Source organism: Polynucleobacter campilacus, from assembly GCF_002206625.1.
Lineage (GTDB): Bacteria > Pseudomonadota > Gammaproteobacteria > Burkholderiales > Burkholderiaceae > Polynucleobacter > Polynucleobacter campilacus.
The window spans coordinates 460,145-478,472 of record NZ_NGUP01000003.1; the positions used below are offsets into that span (position 1 = coordinate 460,145).

Here is an 18,328-nt window from a genome sequence, read left to right on the forward strand (position 1 = left end):
ATCTATTGCTTCACTAATGGAAGAGCAGCTTGTTTCCAGGCTTGAACGCCACCATCTAGGGTTCCAATTTCCTCAAAACCGAGTTTTTTAACCTCATTAATCGCCTTGCGAGAGTGGGCACCGGTTTCGCATACGAGTACCACTGGATGCTTACGGTCTAATTTCAGTTTCTCAATCGCTGCTGAAATATCAGCTGGGTTAATCAATTTAGCCCCCGGTAATCGACCCGCTTTATAAGCCGCTTCAGGGCGCAGATCCAAAACATGGGCCTTGCGACGATTAATCCAAATAGTGGCCTCAGTAGGCGACAAGCCTTTTCCGCCAATAAGCGTAGATAATGTAGGTAGGAAAAGCGCAGCGCCCGAAACCAACAGGAGGGCAATCAGCGCTAAATTATCAATTTGAGTGAGAAAGTTCATCACCGGATTATAGAATGGCTCTATGAAACAACTTGTCCTTATTCGTCATGGTGAATCCACCTGGAACCTTGAAAACCGCTTCACTGGCTGGGCAGACGTTGACTTAACCCCAAAAGGTGCCGAACAAGCCATGTCCGCTGGCGAAGGCCTCAAAAAAGCAGGCTATGAATTTGACGTGGCCTACACCTCAGTTTTAAGACGCGCTATTCGTACACTTTGGCACATTCAAGACGCTATGGATTTAATGTGGCTGCCCGTAGTCCATAGCTGGCGATTAAATGAGCGGCATTACGGTGCCCTCACCGGTCTTAACAAAGCAGAAACTGCTGCTAAGTATGGTGACGAACAAGTCCATATCTGGCGTCGCTCATATGATGTGCGCCCTCCATTACTAGAACTTAGCAATGAGCTCAATCCTAAAAATGATCAACGCTATTCAAAATTGAATGCTGCTGATATTCCTTTGGGCGAGTGCCTCAAAGATAATGTCGAGCGCGTAATTCCTTTGTGGAATGAATCCATTGCGCCAGCGCTTAAAGCTGGTAAACGCGTACTGATAGTCGCGCATGGTAATAGCATTCGCTCTCTCATTAAATACTTAGATCAAATGTCTGACGAAGCCATTATGGAAGTGAATGTTCCTAATGGCGTACCCCTTGTGTATGAGCTTGATGACAATCTCAAACCCATTCAACACTTTTATCTGAACTAGGATTAAAAAGAAATATGCGCCAATTTCTAAAGAATTTTGCTCTCATCTCAGTTGGTTTGATTGCTGGTATAGCAGCAACCATTCAACTGTCAGCAACCGCCCAGCAAGGTGTTCAGCTACCGCTCGATGAACTACGTACGCTCTCAAATGTCTTTGCACAAATCAAGCGTGAATACGTTGAACCGATTGAAGATAAGCAACTCTTAACCGATGCTGTCAAAGGCATGGTCAGCAGCCTTGATCCACATTCAACCTTTCTCGACAAAAAAGATTTTTCTGAAATGCAAGAAGCAACCTCAGGAAAATTTGCCGGCCTTGGAATTGAGATTACCTCCGAGGATGGTGTTGTTAAGGTTCTAAATCCAATTGAAGATAGTCCTGCTGCACGTGCTGGGTTACAAGCAGGTGATTTAATTACTCGCTTAGACGATAAGCCAGTTCGCGGCATGTCACTTGATAAAGCAGTCCGCACCATGCGCGGTACGCCTGGCACTAAAATCACACTAACCGTATATCGCAAGAGTGAAGAGCGGAGCTTTCCAGTCACCATCACTCGCGCAGAAATTAAAGTGCAATCTGTTAAAGCAAAGATTCTCGATAACGATATCGCATGGGTTCGGGTAACTAGCTTTCAAGAACGTACTGTTCCTGATCTTGCTAAAAAGTTAACGGACCTTGCCAATCAAAACCCAAAGCTCAAGGGCATCATTCTTGATCTACGAAACAATGGCGGCGGCCTCCTGCAAGGCGCAGTTGGCGTTGCTGCGGCCTTCTTGCCAGCCGATGTAGTGGTAGTTTCTACCAAAGGCCAGGCACCGGATTCTAAACAAGTATTTAATGCCACACCAGCGATGTACCGCCTCAGCGAGCCTGGCGACCCATTGGCAGGTGTACCAGAGATTTTCAAAAAATTACCAATGGTTGTGTTGGTCAATGCCTATTCGGCTTCTGCTTCTGAGATTGTTGCGGGTGCCCTACAAGACTATAAACGCGCAACTATTATTGGTAAGACGACCTTTGGTAAAGGTTCCGTACAAACCGTACGCCCACTGACAAATGATTCTGCACTAAAGATCACCACCGCTTATTACTACACGCCGAGCGGAAAATCGATTCAGGCATTTGGCGTTAAACCTGATATCCCGGTTGATCAAAATAAAGATGGCGATCCAGACGATGTATTGATCACCCGTGAAATCGATAGTGAAAAACATCTGCGTAATAAACAATCAGCGGAAGATAAGCTCATTAAAGATCGGGAGAAGCGTCGCCTGGAAGAGTTACAACGCATTGAAGAAAAGAATGCAAAGAAAACTCCTGAAGAAAAAGAAAAGGATAAGAATAAGAAGCCGCCTGAGCTTGGTAGCGCAGATGACTTCATGCTGTCACAGGCACTTGCATTCATTAATGGTCAGCCGGTGAAGCGCTCTTCATCTAAGCTTGAGTAATTTACTGGTCTGCACATGAATGATGAGCAGTTACTTCGCTACTCAAGGCACTTACTCCTTGAAGAAATTGATGTTGCAGGCCAAGAAAAGCTCTTAAGCTCTCACGTCCTAGTTATTGGTGCTGGCGGCCTGGGAAGTGCAGCAGCCCCCTACCTCACTGCTGCTGGTATTGGCCACATTACGCTGATGGACCACGACCAAGTTGAGCTGACCAATCTACAGCGCCAAATCATGCACAGCGAGAAAAGTATTGGTAAGAGCAAGGTCAGCTCTGGAAAGCAATTTTTATCACAGCTCAATGCGGGTATTCAGATTGAAACTGTTGAGGGTAAAGCAACAACAGCACTTCTAGATGAGTTACTTCCTAGCGTTGATATTGTTTTAGATTGCACCGATAACTTTACAAGCCGCCATTTAATTAATGCGAGCTGCGTGAAGCATCAGGTTCCATTAGTTTCTGGCTCAGCACTCCGCTTTGATGGTCAGATCAGCGTTTTTGACCCATGCAATCCTACCTCGCCTTGTTACGCCTGTATCTTCTCTCCCGATGAAAATTTTGAAGAAGTTAGCTGCTCTTTGATGGGAATCTTTTCACCACTGGTGGGCATTATTGGCGCCATGCAAGCGGCACAAGCGATACAAGTACTGATTGGTTTTGGGGAAGCCTTAGTAGGCCGTATGATGCTTTGGAATGCTCGCACCACCCAGATAAATGAATTCAAAATCTCTCGCAATCCCGAGTGTTCGGTTTGCGGCAAAGCGCATTAAGCCATTAAACGCTCTAGGGCTTTAGCTTGCTCGTCGGGCTCATAAGCCTTTAGGACTCTGGGGACCCGGGACTTTAATAAGCCTACATTCGCCTTTAATATCTCGCGCTTGACCAACAACAGCTGGCTAAAGTGCATTGAGAAATCAGTCAACCCCATACCAAGTAATAACCTGGTTAGGGAAGGATCGCCAGCCATTTCGCCACATACTGCAATTGGAATATTGGCGCGTTTAGCTTGCTCAATAATATTTGCAAGCAAATGCAAAATTGCTGGATGCAGTGGATCATATAAGTGAGCCACGGCATGATCCGCGCGATCAATTGCTAAGGTGTACTGAATTAAATCGTTCGTACCAATTGATAAAAAATCAAAGCGATTGATAAACAGCGGCAAGACAAGAGCGGCAGCTGGGATTTCAATCATGGCACCCACTTGAATATTGGGATTAAATGCCTGACCACGTTGATGCAACTGCTGCTTCGCTTTTTCAATTAGGCGGAAGGTTTCATCTATTTCTTTGGCATGAGCCAACATCGGAATCATGATACGAGCCTGGCCGTATGCGGAAGCCCGTAAAATTGCTCGCAACTGAGTTAAAAATATTTCTGGTTCTGTTAAAGACCAGCGTATCGCCCGTAAGCCCAATGGTGATACACCAGTTTGAGAGACGTCGCTGCCGCCAGCGCCCAATGCTTTATCAGCACCCACGTCAATTGTTCTAATGTTGACTGGCAATCCATGCATCAAATCCACCACACGGCGGTACTCTGAAAATTGTTGCTCTTCGTCTGGCAGTGCCTGCTTACGATCCATAAATAGAAACTCAGAGCGGAATAAACCAACCCCTACAGCGCCCAATTTCAAGGCCTGAACCGCATCTTCGGGTAATTCAATATTGGCAAACAACTCAATTGCAACGCGATCAGCTGTTTCAGTTTTACTATGTTTGAGCTGCTTTAGCTTACGAGTCTCTTTTAAATCCAGAGTTTGTAGCTTGCGGTATTCCTCAAGGAGATTCTCGTCTGGAGCAACGACTACGACGCCTTGTTCACCATCTAAGACCAGCCAATCACCATGACGAATCATTTCGCTGGCATGACGGACCCCCACCACAGCAGGAATCTCCATACTGCGCGCCACAATAGCAGTATGAGATGTCTTACCACCGAGGTCTGTTACAAATCCCGTAAAAGCAGAGTCCTTGAAGCGCAACATATCGTGGGGCGCAATATCGTGAGCCACGATAATAGAATCAACACCAAGATCACCAGACGACATGATGTCAGCACTATCAAGTGAATCCTTTTTCTGAGCATTTAAAGCTTTCACGACCCGCTCAGCTACTTGTCGAATATCGCTAGCGCGCTCTTTTAAATAAGGGTCTTCAATATCCGCAAACTGCTCTAACAAGTCATTTAATTCAGTTGTCAAAGCCCAGGCAGCATTCATACGTTGTGAACGAATTAATTTTATTGGCTTTTCAGTTAAAGCAGGATCAGCAAGGATCATCCCATGAACATCCAAGAAAGCAGCCATCTCTTGGGGTGCATCTTTGGGTAAGCCTTTGCGAAGTTGATTGAGCTCTTGGCGAACTTGCTCAAAAGCATCTAATAATTTCTGCCCCTCAGCCTCTTCCTTTCCAGGCTCAACTAGATAATGACTAACCTCTAGTGCTGCGCGCGAAATCAGTACCGCCTTGCCGATGGCAATGCCTTTGGATACCGGAATTCCGTGTAACGCAAAAGTCATGCTTACTCGCCTTCACCAAAGCGGTTATTAATTAATTCTGTCAAAGCTTGCATCGCTTCATCAGCTTGATCACCAACAGTCTCGAGCGTTACCGTGCTACCAATACCAGCTGCCAACATCATGACTCCCATAATGCTCTTAGCATTGATTTGCCGCCCATTGCGTGACAACAGTATTTCACATGGAAATTGGGCGGCCAATTGAGAAAGCTTGGCAGAGGCCCGGGCATGTAAACCTAATTTATTGATGATCTCAATTTCAGCTACTGGCATTGCGTATAGAACTCCTCAATTATTGTTCTGCAACTTTTGCACCAAGCCGTAAGATTCCGTTTTGACCGCCAGCAAGAGCTTTTTGAGCCAGATCTTCCAAGTTCTCTCCGCGATGCGTAATGCAACGCATCAGCATGGGGAGATTTAGCCCTGCAAGCACAACAACTGGCGCACTTAATCCCGATAAAGGGCCAAGGGCTTCTAACTTAGAGGCTACATTAGCTGGTGTTGCGCCCATCACATCCGTCAAAATAAGAACGCCGTTACCAGTATTTACATCATAGGCTGCTTTCATGACTCGATCAAAACTAGCCTTAATATCCTCATAGGGAGGGATATCCACCGCTCTCACACGCTCTGGCGAAGCGCCATAGGTATGTTCAGCAAATCCCAGCATTGCGCTAGCAACAGGTGTATGAGCAACAATGACAATTCCAACCATGTTATGACAATTCCTTCTCTAGTGCTTTTAAGAAAAACTGTGAAACATCAAACCTACTTTGTTCAGTAATTTCAACAAAGCAAGTGGGGCTAGTAACATTAATTTCGGTAAGGTAGCCACCAATTAAGTCGAGTCCAACCAAGAATAAACCACGCTGATTGAGAACAGGTGCAAGTCTTTCTGCAATCTTCCTCTCAACTTCAGTCAATGGCATTGCCACACCTTTACCCCCAGCCGCTAAATTCCCGCGAATCTCATTACCCTGGGGAATGCGTGCCAAACTAAAAGGCACCACCTCACCGCCAATCAGTAAAACTCGTTTATCGCCTTGCGCTATTTCTGGCAAAAAGCGTTGGACCATCAGGGTTCTAGCGCCATTTTCACCAAGCGTTTCAACAATACTGGCTAAATTTAAGCCATCTGACCCAACCCGAAAAACGCCCATTCCGCCCATACCATCTAAAGGCTTAATAACGATATCGCGATGTGTTTGATGAAACTTTTCAACTGCACTGAGCTCACGTGTAACTAGCGTTGGTGGAATCAGCTCTGCAAACTCAGTAATCGAGAGTTTTTCTGAATGATCACGAACGGCGGCAGGATCATTCAATACTTTTGCACCCTGACGAACTGCAGCAGATAACAACCAAGTGGTGTTGAGATACTCAATATCAAATGGTGGATCAGTACGCATGAATACTACAGAAAATGACTTCAGGGAACGTGACTCGATTGAACCAAGTTCAAACCAAGAAGTAGAGCTAGGCTTAATTACAAGGGTTTGACAATCTGCAACAACGAGATCATCTCTCCACAAAATATTACGGCTCTGACAAAACCATAAATGATGGCCTGCTTCTTGAGCGACACGCATTATTGCCAAAGTAGAATCTTTTTTTTACTTTAAAAGATTCGAGAGGATCGGCAATAAATAGAAAGTCCATATTCTTCCGGATTAATCAATCCGCTTCAGCATCAGGATCGGTGCGCTCAAGCTCTAATGAAGCCGCCAACAATGCTAAGCGCGCAACTACTCCATATAAGTAGAAACGATTTGGGGCAGCACTACCTGGCTTGGCACTCATATCGGGCATTGAGTTCTGTTCAAAAGCGAGCGGTACAAAATGCATGCCAGGTGCATTGAGATTTTCATCGGGACCACGATCCGTATGAACACGATAGAAGCCGCCAATCACATAACGATCAATCATGTATACCACTGGCTCTGCTACTGCCTCGTTGACCTTCTCAAAGGTATATACGCCCTCTTGAATCAATACATCGCTGACCGCTAAACCCTCTTTAACCACACTCATCTTGTTACGGTCTTTACGGTTCAAGTCCTTGAGCTGGGAGGGATCATTGACTACCATAATGCCCATTCCATAGGTACCAGCGTCTGCCTTTACAACAACATATGGCTTGTCTTTAATGCCATATTCACGATATTTTTTAGCTGTCTTTTTGAGGATTTGCTCTACTGCAGTCTGTAGCTCTTCCTCACCTTTGCGCTCATGAAAATTTACATTAGAGCAACTTGTAAAGTAAGGATTAATCATCCAAGGATCGATATCCACCACCTTAGCAAACTTCTTAGCTACCTCTTCATAAGCTGCGAAGTGATTCGACTTACGACGGATATGCCAACCAGCATGCAAGCCGGGCAATAGATATTGCTCGTGCAAGTTTTCTAGAATTGGTGGAATGCCAGCAGATAAATCATTATTCAAGAGAATGGAGCATGGATCAAAATCTTTCAAACCCAAACGTTGCTTTTTCAAACCCAAACGAGAGAGGGGCTCCATCAATAGACGATTGCCATCTGGCAACTCAATCCAAGTCGGTTTTTTAATTTCTTCTGAAAAAGTACCCAAGCGAACATTCAGACCAGCTTGACGCAAGATAGATGAAAGACGCGCAATATTTTGCAAATAGAAAGTATTGCGCGTGTGACGCTCTGGAATTAATAATAAATTTTTAGCTTCTGGACAAATCTTCTCAATTGCAGCCATCGCGGCCTGTACTGCCAAAGGCAGCATCTGCGGAGAAAGATTATTAAAACCGCCGGGGAAAAGATTGGTATCAACCGGGGCCAGCTTAAAGCCTGAGTTACGTAAATCAACCGAGCAATAGAACGGCGGGGTATGTTCTTGCCATTCCAGCCTGAACCAACGCTCGATGGTTGGGGTCGCTTCAAGAACCTTTGACTCTAATTCGAGCAAAGGACCGCTTAAGGCAGTGATGAGATGTGGAATCATTCCACCATTGTAAGATTATTAAAAGAAAGACGCGGGATCCTAGGATCCCGCGCTTAAAAACTAGGCGGCATATGAAAGCTGCCCAGTGAGGGGTAAATCTACAGATTAAGACTCGTAGGCAGCCTCACCATGTGAGCTGATATCTAAGCCTTCGCGCTCTTCTTCTTCCTTCACACGCAAACCAATCGCCATATCAATCAATTTGAATGCAATGTAAGAGACCACGCCTGACCAAATCAGGGTAGTAATCACGCCTTGAGCCTGAATCCATAATTGGCTAGCAATGGAGTAATCAGGGGCAACAGCATTTGCTACGTAGTCCCAGATACCGGAGCCGCCCAATGCAGGATCAGCGAATACGCCAGTCAATAAAGCACCGGAAATACCACCAACACCGTGAACACCAAATACATCTAAGCTGTCATCAGAGCCTAACATCTTCTTGAGACCTGTAACACCCCAGAGGCAAGCGACACCAGCAAACAAACCAATTGCGATGGAACCCATTGGGCCAGCAAAACCAGCGGCTGGAGTAATAGCAACTAAGCCAGCTACGCAACCAGAGGCAGCGCCCAACATAGATGGCTTACCTTTGAGAACCCACTCAGCAACAGACCAGCTCAATACAGCAGCAGCAGTTGCTAAATAAGTATTTACAAAAGCCAATGCTGCGCTACCGTTTGCTTCGAGTGCTGAACCAGCATTGAAACCAAACCAACCGAACCACAAGAGTGCAGCACCAGTCATTACATAAACTAAGTTATGTGGCTTCATTGCCTCTTTCCCGTAGCCAACACGCTTGCCGATAACGTAGGAACCCACCAAGCCAGCGATTGCAGCATTGATGTGAACAACGGTACCGCCAGCAAAGTCGAGCACACCTTTTTGCCATAACCAGCCAGCACGAGCAGTAATAGCCTCAAGGGATGCAGCATCTTTGATATCGTCAGGACCAGGCCAGAACCAAACCATGTGAGCGATTGGCAAATAGCTAAATGTGAACCAAATGATCATGAATATCAAGATTGCAGAAAACTTAGCGCGCTCTGCAAAGGAACCAATGATCAAGCAGCAAGTAATAGTGGCGAACACTGCTTGGAAAGCCATGAAGACAAATTCAGGGATCACAATACCTTTACTAAAGGTTGCTGCTACTGAATCTGGAGTCATACCGCCCAAGAACAAGCGATCAAGTCCGCCAATAAATGGACTACCTTCGGTGAACGCAAAGCTATAGCCGTAGATTGCCCAGAGCACAGTAATCAAGGAGAAGACCATAAAACACTGCATGCAAATCGACAGAATATTTTTGCTACGCGTTAAGCCACCATAGAACAAAGCCAAACCAGGAAGTGTCATTAACAGCACTAATGCTGTACATACCATCATCCAAACGGTATCCGCTTTATTACACTTTTCAGAGCAAAGAACGGGCGCAGGTTCTGCAGCAGCAGGAGTTGCAGCTGGAGCAGTTACTGCTGGCTTTTTAGCTTCGTCAGCAGCATACGCTGGCGAGCTAACCATTACACCGGTAGCGCCAATGGCCAAGGCCATAGCACCGCCAGCAACGAGTCGTTTCATCCAAGTTAACATTTTGAACCTCTCTTTAAAGTGCTGACGCACCGGTTTCACCGGTGCGAATACGAATGACGTGCTCAACTGAGGTGACAAAAATCTTGCCATCACCAATCTTGCCTGTACGTGCAGATTTTTCAATTGCTTCAATCGCACGCTCCAAAATGCCATCTTCAACAGCAGCTTCAATTTTTACCTTCGGCAAAAAGTCGACTACATACTCAGCACCGCGATACAACTCAGTGTGTCCTTTTTGACGGCCAAAGCCTTTAACTTCAGTGACGGTAATGCCCGAAACTCCCACTTCCGAGAGAGCTTCGCGCACTTCGTCAAGCTTGAAGGGCTTGATGATTGCGGTAATTAATTTCATGTGTTTCTCCGTTCAGAGGTGGAAATTAGAAAGTTTTGGTAAGAGATACAACAGCGCCAGACTTTCCGAGGTTGCTTCCATTTGGGCTTGAATAGGCATATGAACCCTTAACTGTTGCAGCGGTTGTACCTACATAAGCCGCTGAAGCGGATAAACCACCGCCAAAGTCTTTAGTCACACCCAACTTCCAGTCGGTATATGAATATAGGGTGCTATTGCTAATAGCGCCTGTTGAACTTCCTGACTGATACTGAGTTCCCTGCCAGTTGGTTGTACCTTTTAACTGGCTGCCAGCGACGTATTGATAACCTACGTGGCCATTAAGAGCTAAACCCCAAAAACCAGTGTCATAGTTCATTGTCAGATCTGGATAGTAAGAGCCAGTTGAGTTGATGTTTCCAAATAATGGTGTAACAGCATAAGAAAACTTAGCAAAACCAGTTACAGGACCGAATGTAAAGTTCTGCGCTACATAGATCTCTGTTGTGTTTGGATTGGCATAGGCACCATTACTATTCGGAATACCCGAAGTTGGGTAGTAGTACTGCAAAACACCTAGGTCTGATGCAAAACCTTCTCCAATCAACTCTTTCTTAATACCAGCATAAAAATCCATTTCGATTGGCGCACTGACGTTGCCGTAGGTGTTACCCTTTCCGGAATTGCCGCCACTCAGACCATAAGAATCACCAATCCAGCTAATCGAGCTGTTCCAGTTACCAATGTAGACACCACTTTCGTGAGCGTAGTCAAAGCCACCTTGAATCGCTGGCTTGAAGTTTGACTGGCTGATACCGCGGTAACGATAGTCGTTGACTACGGTTACGTTAGCGGTAATCGGGCTAGCTTCTGGAGCCTCTGCTGCAGGGGCTGTTTGTGCAAAAGCGGCAGTAGCCAACAAGCTTGATGCTGCTAGCGCGATCGCTGATTTTTGCAAAGTTTTCATGTGTTACTCCTTACTGGTTGTAATAAAAAATGGGGTGAATGCTTAATGCATGAAGCGATATTGATGGGTTGGGCATTCATGGATTTGTCGCAAATCCCCCAAATAAGGCACTTGCACTCTTTTGGTGCTTAATATTGCACCATGTGCGTGAATTTTGAGCTTTTCAGGCTGTTTTTAGCCTTTTTGCCCCTTTTTCTCCGCCCAACATAAAATATCAATTTGTGTCTTTTATGCAACTTTTCATAGAACTGCGAACCCCATCATGCAAAAGCCAGGCGAAATCCTCGAACAAATTCAACGTATCGCCAGTGATATGCAAAACAAGGTGGGCGACGCTATTCGGAATTCACCAGCGCAAGAGATTGAAAAAAATGTACGTGCAATGATGAACCAAGGTTTTCAGAAAATGGATTTGGTTACTCGCGAAGAGTTCGAGCTGCAAGCTAAAGTTCTTGCTAAGACTAGAGAAAAGTTAGAAGTACTTGAAGCAAAAGTTACTGCTTTAGAAAAAACTTCGTAGGTTTTACTCTGGATAAAACTCATTAAAGAAGCTGGCGTATTCTTCTTTAGATAGTAATGTTTTTGCATCGTCAGTATTTGTGTTTGTATGCAATACCGATATCTGATAAATCCATGCATCTCCATTGCTCGCTTGCCGCGTGATCCAGCGCACTCGCATTTGTTGTTGCTCTTTGGCATTTAGCTTCAAGACGATGAAGAAATCTGTGGTTGCTAGCTTCTGACGATTACTCGTCTGGTAACTTGCCGCCTCTTCAACTACCATCCCGCCTGAAGCCTTTGCTCTCTCAAGTAAATTATTTTTTAGCTGGGTAATAATTTTCTCTGTTGCCACCGCTTGATTAGATGGCACTTGTATCGAGCTAATAGAGTAAATATCATCATCGATTTTTACTGCCTCGAGCGTTTGTAGAAACTCTTGTTCCTGATAAGGAATGCGGCGCTCTAATTTATCAGGCTTACCTGGAAATAAAGCGGTATATCTCTCTTGGGGTGATTGCACTGTGCGCCAATCTAACTTGGGGCTACAGGCTATTAGAAGAATCGCTCCCGCTAGCAATACACAAGCCTTGCTGGCTCTAAACAATACCTGCTCCATGGGCTTGTTGGTCAGCATGGTAGCTAGAGCGCACCATTGCACCGACTGCGGCATGGGAGAAGCCCATAGCGTATGCCTTTTCCTCGAACATCTTGAAAACATCAGGATGTACATAGCGCCTCACTGGGAGATGATGGCCTGATGGGGCAAGGTACTGACCAATGGTGAGCATGTCGATATCGTGTTCACGCATATCACGCATTACTTCTAGAATTTCTTCGTCTGTTTCGCCAAGGCCGACCATCAAACCACTCTTGGTCGGAATATGAGGAAAGCGCTCTTTGAAGTCTTTCAAAAGCTTTAGGGAGTGTAGATAATCAGCGCCTGGTCTGGCCTCTTTATACAGACGCGGTACAGTTTCTAAATTATGGTTCATTACGTCTGGCAAACCATTGGGCGCATGCTCAGCAAAAATATCTAAGGCTTTGTCTAGGCGCCCACGGAAGTCAGGGACCAGGACCTCAATCCGAGTGCTTGGTGAAAGGGTACGCGATTGAGAAATGCAATCGACGTAATGCATTGCACCACCGTCGCGCAAGTCATCACGATCCACGCTAGTGATCACTACATAATTTAATTTCAGTGCAGCAATGGTGCGCGCCAAGTTGGCTGGCTCTTTTTGATCAAGTGGGTCCGGTCTACCGTGGCCTACGTCACAGAAGGGGCAGCGGCGAGTGCACTTATCCCCCATGATCATGAAGGTAGCGGTACCTTTACCAAAACACTCGCCAATATTGGGGCAACTTGCCTCTTCACAAACAGTGACGAGTTCATTTTCTCGGAGGATCTTTTTGATCTCGTTAAAGCGAGAATTTCCAGAGGCGGCCTTTACCCGAATCCAGTCCGGCTTTTTCAGAACCTCTGTTAGCGGAATAATCTTGATGGGAATGCGCGCAGTCTTCTCGCTCGACTTTTGTTTACGAGTTGCGTCGTAGCTAAGGTCTTGACGAAGCTCTATCGTCGTCTTGGTATCGGTCTTATTGGTGGTCATGAGACATTAGTTGCTTATGTAAATGCTCTAAAAGTCTTTGGCTAATAGTGTCTCCATTGTCCTTGATCCCAAGAGTTTGCATATCCACTGTCTTTAAGCCCTCATAGCCGCAAGGGTGGATACGTCCAAAAGCCTCCAGATCAGTTGCCACATTCAGCGCTAGACCATGATAGGAGCAGCTTTTAGAGACCTTAAGGCCCAGAGCAGCCACCTTTGCTCCAAACCACTCTGCTGATACCCCAGGCTGCTCTGAAACGTAAATACCGGGTGCTCCTGGATGTCTTTCTGCCTTAATTCCAAAATCTAACAAAGTATCGATGAGGGCTTGCTCAATGCGAGAGACCAATTCTTTTACAAAAATGCCTAGGCGTTTGAGATCAAGCAAAAGATAGATCACGATTTGACCAGGCCCGTGATAAGTAATCTCACCACCACGATCAACTTGCACTAGCGGAATTTGATTGCTAGGCGAATGTAAATTACTAGCATCGCCCGCAAGCCCCAAAGTAAACACGGGAGGATGCTCTAAAACCCATATCTCATCAGGTGTTGTGCTATCTCGCTCTTGAGTAAATAGTCGCATCGCTTCATAGGTAGAGACGCAATCTACTAAACCAAGATGCTTTACTAAAGCAGACATGACAATAAATTAAAGAACAATACTAACTAGCGGATGGGTAGATAAAGTTCTATATAGCTCATCTAGCTGCTCACGACTTGTAGCTGTAATTGGCAAGGTAATGCCTAGGTAGTTGCCATCCTTAGACGGTCGTTGCTCAACCTTAGTCTCATCAAATGTTGGATCAAATTGTTTTGCAATATGAATGATTGCTGGAAGATATTCTGGATTAGCTTTGCCCATCACCTTAATCGGAAATTGGGAAGGGTATTCGATGAGTGATTTTTCTTCGGCCATATATATCCCTGATTTTTCTTATTGCTTACGGTGATCTGGCATGCCCAACCAGGCACCAGTGATGATGTTGCGAATGCAATGTAATCTACGATGAAAGAAGTGATCTGCCCCAGGAACTACTTGCACAGTAAGCTCTTGCGGGCGCGCCCAGTCCAAAACATTAATCAAGGGAATGGTTTCATCTAATTCTCCATGAATGAGGATAGTATCTGCTGGTACTGGGGCTAATGTCCATTTACCTGCCGCGCTACCCACCATCACCAAGCGCTCCGCAGGGCGGCCAAGATCAGCGAGTCGTTGGACCAAGTGACTACCAACAAAGCTGCCAAAAGAGAATCCAGAAACTGCCAGCGGCAAAGTGTTCACGCTTGAAACCCAGGCTTGATTGGTGGTGGCCTCATATTTTGACCAGCTTGAAGGGGTGCGCATCCAATCAGTTGTATGTAATAGATCCTCCAACTCGCCAACACCTTCATCATGTACGCCAGCAGTCCCGCCTACTCCCCGGAAATTAGGGCGCACGCTGATATAACCCAATTGATTGAAAGCACGCGCCATAGTCTGCGCTACTTTGTTATCCATTGTGCCTCCCATCAGTGGATGAGGGTGCGCTACCAATGCCAAGCCGCGAACTGTAAAAGAAGGATCGCTTTTTAATTCATCTGGCAGATCGATAGACATTTCCATCGCACCAACGATTCCTTCAATATGAATTACTTTTGTACGGCCATTCATGGGAAAACCTTCAAGTAACTATGACAACTGCAAGCGCTCAACTGGGCGGCCAGCAATTAAATGTGATTGAATAATTTCTTCAACATCATCCTGATCTACGAATGTGTACCACACACCTTCTGGGTAGACCACCATCACAGGACCATCAGCACAACGATCTAAGCATCCTGCTTTGTTCACACGGATCTTTCCAGGCCCAGAAAGTCCAAGCTCTTTGACTCTATTTTTTGCATACTGAAATAATGCAAATACATTATGACGATCGCAACAATCTTCGCCATTACTGCGTTGGTTCAAACAGAAAAACAGGTGGTGTGAAAAGCTCATAGAAAAATTATATTCGTCAAGGTTTCGGTTTTAGTTCTGCTGCGTTATAGACTATCCAAACTAAGGCAATTGGTAACCATACCACCGATACCCATTGCATTAACTCATTAAAGTGTAATAAGCGTCCCTGATGCCAATGCCGTAAGTTCAAGATGAAATAGGGATTATCGGGCAAGACATTAATAGCGATAGTGCCAGTAACTAAACAAAATAATGCCAAGAAAAGTCTTCTTTTTTGATTAAGGCTTAAAGCCCACCTCAATAAAATGCTTGCCAACACCATTCCCCAAAGGGCTCCGGCTGTTAGCCATATCAGACTGAACTCTAGGCCAAACTGAAGAGCGGTAAAAAAAGTTTTCATCACCACAGTTAAACAAAGCAATCCATTGAGAATTCGCCACTGCGGAGCCTTAGCGCGTAAGCCTGAGGAAAGTAATAGAGCAACGCCAAGCCAACAGAGTGCAGTAATCACCGTTTCTTGAGCTATATGATTAATGACCAAGGTTCCCCAATCAATCGAAGCAAAAATAGCATGCCCCCATACGCCGGTACCCAGCCATGAACTTTGGGGATAGATTTGTGACCAAGGAAACAATAAGAAGAGTGCGCATGCAGCCCAGTTGAGGCCAAACCATTGATCAAAGCGACGACGAATGACACTGCCTGATAACCATTGCGGCCCCAGAGGAATCGCTAATAAACCCCCTAATAAACCCCCTAATACATTTGCCCACCAATCCATCTGACTAGGGATGCGAGTGGGTAGCCAGGATTGAAGCGTTTCGACAGTCAATGCGAGCAGGGCACTAAGTGCTAAAGCAATGCTTAATGCCACAAAATTACGCCAACGGGGATAAGTAGCAAAAACCAGTAAAAACCCAAAAGGAATGTATGCCAGGATATTGATGGACACGTCAAATAGGGTAATAAACCGAGGTAGCGGTGCCTGTATCCAGGCCCAAGCATCAATACCGTTGCGGAAATCAAAATCAAAGGGATTTAAGCTGACATAGATAATCAGTAGCGCATAGCTCAGGCTCATTGCCCTAGCTAAAGGCATGGCCTGTAGAGGCCATACAAGCTTATAGGGACGCTGGTCTTTTTGATCCATCCCACAATTCTAGGTCAGACCTTTCTACAATGGCGAAATGACTGCTAATTGCATCCTCGAACGTGTTGCCCAAACTCAATCTACCAATGACGATCTTTTAGAGCGCTGGCGCGCTGGCGAGCTCATTGACCCAGTAGCGCGTATTGCCCACAAACAAACGGCTGGTAAAGGCCGGGCTGGGCGCACCTGGCTAGCCAATCCAGAAGACTCGCTCTGCTTTTCATTGGCGTTTCCATTCAAAAGAAAGCCCGCTGAACTGACTGGTCTTAGTCTTTCAGTAGGGCTAGCAGTGATTTCTGGAATCGCACAAGCATACGATTTAGATGAAGCTATGCTTTACCAAACTGGTCTGCGCTTGAAGTGGCCTAATGATCTACTGCTGAATAACGCAAAACTTGGTGGCATCTTAATAGAAGGCGGTCAAGTAAAAACAGGTGATCCAACTTGGATGATCATTGGTATTGGCATGAACTTACGCCATGCTCAGCAGATTGAAAGTAACTTAGGAAGTGAATCGGGTTTAAAGGTTGCTTCCCTTGATCAATTTCTTCCATCGCAATCAACGCTACCTGATGTGGAATACCTCTGGTTAAAAATTATTGCATCTCTAGAGCATCATCTGAGTGAATTTGATCAGCACGGTTTTGGAATCTATCAAGAGCAATGGAAAACATGGGATGCCTATCTAGGTCAGACCGTATGGGTATCTGGCGCAGGTAGAGAACCTATCCATGGTATTGCTCAAGGCATAGATCAAGCAGGCGCATTACTATTGGAACAAGCTGATCAAACAATTGCCATACATGCGGGCGATATTTCTTTAAGAGTACAAACATGAGTCTTTACTTGCTATTTGATGTTGGTAATACTCGCCTTAAATGGGCTGCAGTTGAATCAACACAACAGCCATCAGATCGACAAAAAAAATTGTGGGCTTACTCTGGATCCATCAGTAGTAAATCTTTAGCATCACCTGAACATAGAGCTGAGCTCGCAGATTACATTGCTAAAACTTTGCCAAAACCTGATGCCATTGGGTTTACTTGTGTTGCCGGTAAGGGGGTTATTGAAAATCTTCAATCCCTATTTCCACAATGGAGTGACATATCCTGGAAGCAGCTCAAGGGTGATAGCCAATACAACAGCCTACGCACTCTCTACCAAGATCCAAGCAAGCTTGGTGCGGACCGCTGGGCCGCCGTGATTGGTGCGCGCGCACTATCTAATACCAACACACTCATCATTAACGCTGGTACAGCCACAACCATTGATTTGCTTAGCTCCAATGGCGTTCACTACGGTGGATGGATATTGCCTGGACTTGAATTAATGCACAAAAGCTTAGAAGGTAATACTGCTCAATTGCCACTCGCCGTTCGTGACGAGACCAGTTATGGTTTTGGCTTATCTACGAATAATGCAATCATTAGTGGTTGCGATGCTGCACAAATCGGTGCGATTCAATATGCAATTCAATTAGCAAAAGAAATGAATCATCCTGTTGAAAAAGTTTGGATCGATGGTGGCAATGCCAAAATTTTGGCGGCGCAGATGAGTAAATTTAAAGGACAATCTTCATTAACAGTAGAGTCAACCGAAACTATTGAAGGCTTAGTGCTACGCGGTATTTGGGCCTGGCTATTGCAAAATCTTTAAGAGCGGATCTTGCCTAATAGGCTAGTGGTAGAGCGCTCATATAAAAACGGAATAGCTATTGCTTTCCCACCCCAAGTTTTTACCAAATGTGTTTCTGCAAGAGTATCAATCTCATAATCACCGCCCTTGACGTAAATATCGGGACGGATTTTCTCAATTAAACTCACTGGTGTTTGCTCAGTAAAGAGCACGACCATATCCACGCTTTCAAGAGCTGCTAGTAAAGCCTGGCGATCTGCTTCAGAATTAATGGGCCTGTCATCGCCCTTGCCCAGCATCTTGACGGAAGCATCTGAATTAATACCCACCACTAAGCTGGCTCCTAGTGCGCGAGCCTGGGCTAAGTAGCTTGCATGCCCACGATGGAGAATGTCAAACACCCCATTGGTAAACACTAGAGGTCTGGGAAGTTTTGCAATGCGAGCAGTCAGCTGATCTAAAGTGCAGACCTTAGACTCAAAAGAAGGTGGGGGTAAAGAAGTCATGACTCAATATTAATGGCTTTAGCTGCTTT

General features: G+C 45.4%; 22 protein-coding genes and 1 pseudogene. 6 read left to right on the forward strand and 17 right to left on the reverse strand.

Annotated elements, in window-relative coordinates:
• Positions 1–2: 2 nt before the first annotated feature.
• Positions 3–419, reverse strand: a complete 417-nt coding sequence (locus tag CBI31_RS05750) for a rhodanese-like domain-containing protein (protein ID WP_088525442.1) — start codon at positions 417–419, stop codon at positions 3–5.
• 22 nt (positions 420–441) lie between these two features.
• Between CBI31_RS05750 and gpmA the strand changes: the two genes are divergently transcribed.
• The 3 genes from gpmA to CBI31_RS05765 are packed head-to-tail and all read left to right on the forward strand — an operon-like array spanning position 442 to position 3,347.
• Complete coding sequence (gpmA, locus tag CBI31_RS05755; protein WP_088525443.1) at positions 442–1,131, forward strand: 2,3-diphosphoglycerate-dependent phosphoglycerate mutase; 690 nt, start codon at positions 442–444, stop codon at positions 1,129–1,131.
• A 14-nt stretch (positions 1,132–1,145) separates the two neighbouring features.
• Complete coding sequence (locus CBI31_RS05760; RefSeq protein WP_088525444.1) at positions 1,146–2,579, forward strand: S41 family peptidase; 1,434 nt, start codon at positions 1,146–1,148, stop codon at positions 2,577–2,579.
• A gap of 15 nt (positions 2,580–2,594) precedes the next feature.
• Entirely contained in the window at positions 2,595–3,347 is a 753-nt protein-coding gene (locus tag CBI31_RS05765) for a HesA/MoeB/ThiF family protein (RefSeq protein WP_088525445.1), read from the forward strand.
• On the opposite strand, the gene ptsP is transcribed toward CBI31_RS05765, so the two are convergent.
• The 8 genes and pseudogenes from ptsP to CBI31_RS05805 all read right to left on the reverse strand — a co-directional run bounded on the left by ptsP (position 3,344) and on the right by CBI31_RS05805 (position 10,961).
• A complete protein-coding gene (gene ptsP / locus CBI31_RS05770; protein WP_088525446.1) occupies positions 3,344–5,098 on the reverse strand; it encodes a phosphoenolpyruvate--protein phosphotransferase in 1,755 nt (584 codons plus the stop codon). The genes CBI31_RS05765 and ptsP overlap by 4 nt on opposite strands.
• A gap of 2 nt (positions 5,099–5,100) precedes the next feature.
• Positions 5,101–5,370, reverse strand: a complete 270-nt coding sequence (locus tag CBI31_RS05775) for an HPr family phosphocarrier protein (protein WP_088525447.1) — start codon at positions 5,368–5,370, stop codon at positions 5,101–5,103.
• A 19-nt stretch (positions 5,371–5,389) separates the two neighbouring features.
• A complete protein-coding gene (locus CBI31_RS05780) occupies positions 5,390–5,812 on the reverse strand; it encodes a PTS sugar transporter subunit IIA (protein ID WP_088525448.1) in 423 nt (140 codons plus the stop codon).
• A gap of 1 nt (position 5,813) precedes the next feature.
• Positions 5,814–6,756: pseudogene (gene gshB / locus CBI31_RS05785) on the reverse strand (glutathione synthase).
• 15 nt (positions 6,757–6,771) lie between these two features.
• Positions 6,772–8,070, reverse strand: a complete 1,299-nt coding sequence (gshA, locus tag CBI31_RS05790) for a glutamate--cysteine ligase (RefSeq protein ID WP_088525449.1) — start codon at positions 8,068–8,070, stop codon at positions 6,772–6,774.
• A gap of 105 nt (positions 8,071–8,175) precedes the next feature.
• On the reverse strand, positions 8,176–9,663 hold the full coding sequence (locus CBI31_RS05795; protein ID WP_088525450.1) for an ammonium transporter: 1,488 nt from the start codon (positions 9,661–9,663) through the stop codon (positions 8,176–8,178).
• A gap of 13 nt (positions 9,664–9,676) precedes the next feature.
• Complete coding sequence (locus CBI31_RS05800) at positions 9,677–10,015, reverse strand: P-II family nitrogen regulator (RefSeq protein ID WP_088525451.1); 339 nt, start codon at positions 10,013–10,015, stop codon at positions 9,677–9,679.
• A 25-nt stretch (positions 10,016–10,040) separates the two neighbouring features.
• Positions 10,041–10,961 (reverse strand): TorF family putative porin, encoded by a 921-nt coding sequence (locus CBI31_RS05805; protein WP_088525452.1) that lies wholly within the window; start codon positions 10,959–10,961, stop codon positions 10,041–10,043.
• Between the two features lie 262 nt (positions 10,962–11,223).
• Here CBI31_RS05805 and CBI31_RS05810 point away from each other — a divergent pair, with 262 nt between their 5' ends.
• Entirely contained in the window at positions 11,224–11,481 is a 258-nt protein-coding gene (locus CBI31_RS05810; RefSeq protein ID WP_088525453.1) for an accessory factor UbiK family protein, read from the forward strand.
• A 3-nt stretch (positions 11,482–11,484) separates the two neighbouring features.
• Here the strand turns inward: CBI31_RS05810 and CBI31_RS05815 are convergent, their stop codons facing one another.
• The 7 genes from CBI31_RS05815 to CBI31_RS05845 are packed head-to-tail and all read right to left on the reverse strand — an operon-like array spanning position 11,485 to position 16,158.
• Entirely contained in the window at positions 11,485–12,096 is a 612-nt protein-coding gene (locus tag CBI31_RS05815) for a hypothetical protein (protein ID WP_240553762.1), read from the reverse strand.
• A complete protein-coding gene (gene lipA / locus CBI31_RS05820; protein ID WP_088525455.1) occupies positions 12,059–13,069 on the reverse strand; it encodes a lipoyl synthase in 1,011 nt (336 codons plus the stop codon). Before lipA ends, CBI31_RS05815 begins: the two co-directional genes overlap by 38 nt.
• A complete protein-coding gene (lipB, locus tag CBI31_RS05825) occupies positions 13,056–13,709 on the reverse strand; it encodes a lipoyl(octanoyl) transferase LipB (protein ID WP_088525456.1) in 654 nt (217 codons plus the stop codon). Before lipB ends, lipA begins: the two co-directional genes overlap by 14 nt.
• Before the next feature lie 9 nt (positions 13,710–13,718).
• Positions 13,719–13,985, reverse strand: a complete 267-nt coding sequence (locus CBI31_RS05830) for a YbeD family protein (protein ID WP_088525457.1) — start codon at positions 13,983–13,985, stop codon at positions 13,719–13,721.
• Positions 13,986–14,003: 18 nt separating this feature from the next.
• Complete coding sequence (locus CBI31_RS05835) at positions 14,004–14,720, reverse strand: alpha/beta hydrolase (protein ID WP_088525458.1); 717 nt, start codon at positions 14,718–14,720, stop codon at positions 14,004–14,006.
• 18 nt (positions 14,721–14,738) lie between these two features.
• Positions 14,739–15,047, reverse strand: coding sequence for a (2Fe-2S) ferredoxin domain-containing protein (locus CBI31_RS05840; protein ID WP_088525459.1), 309 nt, complete (start codon positions 15,045–15,047; stop codon positions 14,739–14,741).
• A 16-nt stretch (positions 15,048–15,063) separates the two neighbouring features.
• Complete coding sequence (locus CBI31_RS05845) at positions 15,064–16,158, reverse strand: VanZ family protein (RefSeq protein ID WP_088525460.1); 1,095 nt, start codon at positions 16,156–16,158, stop codon at positions 15,064–15,066.
• A 37-nt stretch (positions 16,159–16,195) separates the two neighbouring features.
• Here CBI31_RS05845 and CBI31_RS05850 point away from each other — a divergent pair, with 37 nt between their 5' ends.
• Both CBI31_RS05850 and CBI31_RS05855 read left to right on the forward strand, forming a co-directional pair.
• Positions 16,196–16,996 carry a biotin--[acetyl-CoA-carboxylase] ligase gene (locus tag CBI31_RS05850; protein ID WP_088525461.1) on the forward strand — a complete coding sequence of 267 codons (801 nt, stop codon included), beginning with the start codon at positions 16,196–16,198 and terminating at the stop codon, positions 16,994–16,996.
• Positions 16,993–17,814, forward strand: coding sequence for a type III pantothenate kinase (locus tag CBI31_RS05855; protein ID WP_088525462.1), 822 nt, complete (start codon positions 16,993–16,995; stop codon positions 17,812–17,814). Before CBI31_RS05850 ends, CBI31_RS05855 begins: the two co-directional genes overlap by 4 nt.
• Here the strand turns inward: CBI31_RS05855 and rfaE2 are convergent.
• Positions 17,811–18,299 carry a D-glycero-beta-D-manno-heptose 1-phosphate adenylyltransferase gene (gene rfaE2, locus CBI31_RS05860; RefSeq protein WP_088525463.1) on the reverse strand — a complete coding sequence of 163 codons (489 nt, stop codon included), beginning with the start codon at positions 18,297–18,299 and terminating at the stop codon, positions 17,811–17,813. The genes CBI31_RS05855 and rfaE2 overlap by 4 nt on opposite strands.
• Positions 18,300–18,328: the final 29 nt, after the last annotated feature.

Excerpts from the sequence above, each read along its gene's own strand:
- CBI31_RS05750 (WP_088525442.1), bottom strand. The coding sequence starts at position 419 with ATGAACTTTCTCACTCAAATTGATAATTTAGCGCTGATTGCCCTCCTG.
- gpmA (WP_088525443.1), top strand. The coding sequence starts at position 442 with ATGAAACAACTTGTCCTTATTCGTCATGGTGAATCCACCTGGAACCTT.
- CBI31_RS05760 (WP_088525444.1), top strand. The coding sequence starts at position 1,146 with ATGCGCCAATTTCTAAAGAATTTTGCTCTCATCTCAGTTGGTTTGATT.
- CBI31_RS05765 (WP_088525445.1), top strand. The coding sequence starts at position 2,595 with ATGAATGATGAGCAGTTACTTCGCTACTCAAGGCACTTACTCCTTGAA.
- ptsP (WP_088525446.1), bottom strand. The coding sequence starts at position 5,098 with ATGACTTTTGCGTTACACGGAATTCCGGTATCCAAAGGCATTGCCATC.
- CBI31_RS05775 (WP_088525447.1), bottom strand. The coding sequence starts at position 5,370 with ATGCCAGTAGCTGAAATTGAGATCATCAATAAATTAGGTTTACATGCC.
- CBI31_RS05780 (WP_088525448.1), bottom strand. The coding sequence starts at position 5,812 with ATGGTTGGAATTGTCATTGTTGCTCATACACCTGTTGCTAGCGCAATG.
- gshA (WP_088525449.1), bottom strand. The coding sequence starts at position 8,070 with ATGATTCCACATCTCATCACTGCCTTAAGCGGTCCTTTGCTCGAATTA.
- CBI31_RS05795 (WP_088525450.1), bottom strand. The coding sequence starts at position 9,663 with ATGTTAACTTGGATGAAACGACTCGTTGCTGGCGGTGCTATGGCCTTG.
- CBI31_RS05800 (WP_088525451.1), bottom strand. The coding sequence starts at position 10,015 with ATGAAATTAATTACCGCAATCATCAAGCCCTTCAAGCTTGACGAAGTG.
- CBI31_RS05805 (WP_088525452.1), bottom strand. The coding sequence starts at position 10,961 with ATGAAAACTTTGCAAAAATCAGCGATCGCGCTAGCAGCATCAAGCTTG.
- CBI31_RS05810 (WP_088525453.1), top strand. The coding sequence starts at position 11,224 with ATGCAAAAGCCAGGCGAAATCCTCGAACAAATTCAACGTATCGCCAGT.
- CBI31_RS05815 (WP_240553762.1), bottom strand. The coding sequence starts at position 12,096 with ATGCTGACCAACAAGCCCATGGAGCAGGTATTGTTTAGAGCCAGCAAG.
- lipA (WP_088525455.1), bottom strand. The coding sequence starts at position 13,069 with ATGACCACCAATAAGACCGATACCAAGACGACGATAGAGCTTCGTCAA.
- lipB (WP_088525456.1), bottom strand. The coding sequence starts at position 13,709 with ATGTCTGCTTTAGTAAAGCATCTTGGTTTAGTAGATTGCGTCTCTACC.
- CBI31_RS05830 (WP_088525457.1), bottom strand. The coding sequence starts at position 13,985 with ATGGCCGAAGAAAAATCACTCATCGAATACCCTTCCCAATTTCCGATT.
- CBI31_RS05835 (WP_088525458.1), bottom strand. The coding sequence starts at position 14,720 with ATGAATGGCCGTACAAAAGTAATTCATATTGAAGGAATCGTTGGTGCG.
- CBI31_RS05840 (WP_088525459.1), bottom strand. The coding sequence starts at position 15,047 with ATGAGCTTTTCACACCACCTGTTTTTCTGTTTGAACCAACGCAGTAAT.
- CBI31_RS05845 (WP_088525460.1), bottom strand. The coding sequence starts at position 16,158 with ATGGATCAAAAAGACCAGCGTCCCTATAAGCTTGTATGGCCTCTACAG.
- CBI31_RS05850 (WP_088525461.1), top strand. The coding sequence starts at position 16,196 with ATGACTGCTAATTGCATCCTCGAACGTGTTGCCCAAACTCAATCTACC.
- CBI31_RS05855 (WP_088525462.1), top strand. The coding sequence starts at position 16,993 with ATGAGTCTTTACTTGCTATTTGATGTTGGTAATACTCGCCTTAAATGG.
- rfaE2 (WP_088525463.1), bottom strand. The coding sequence starts at position 18,299 with ATGACTTCTTTACCCCCACCTTCTTTTGAGTCTAAGGTCTGCACTTTA.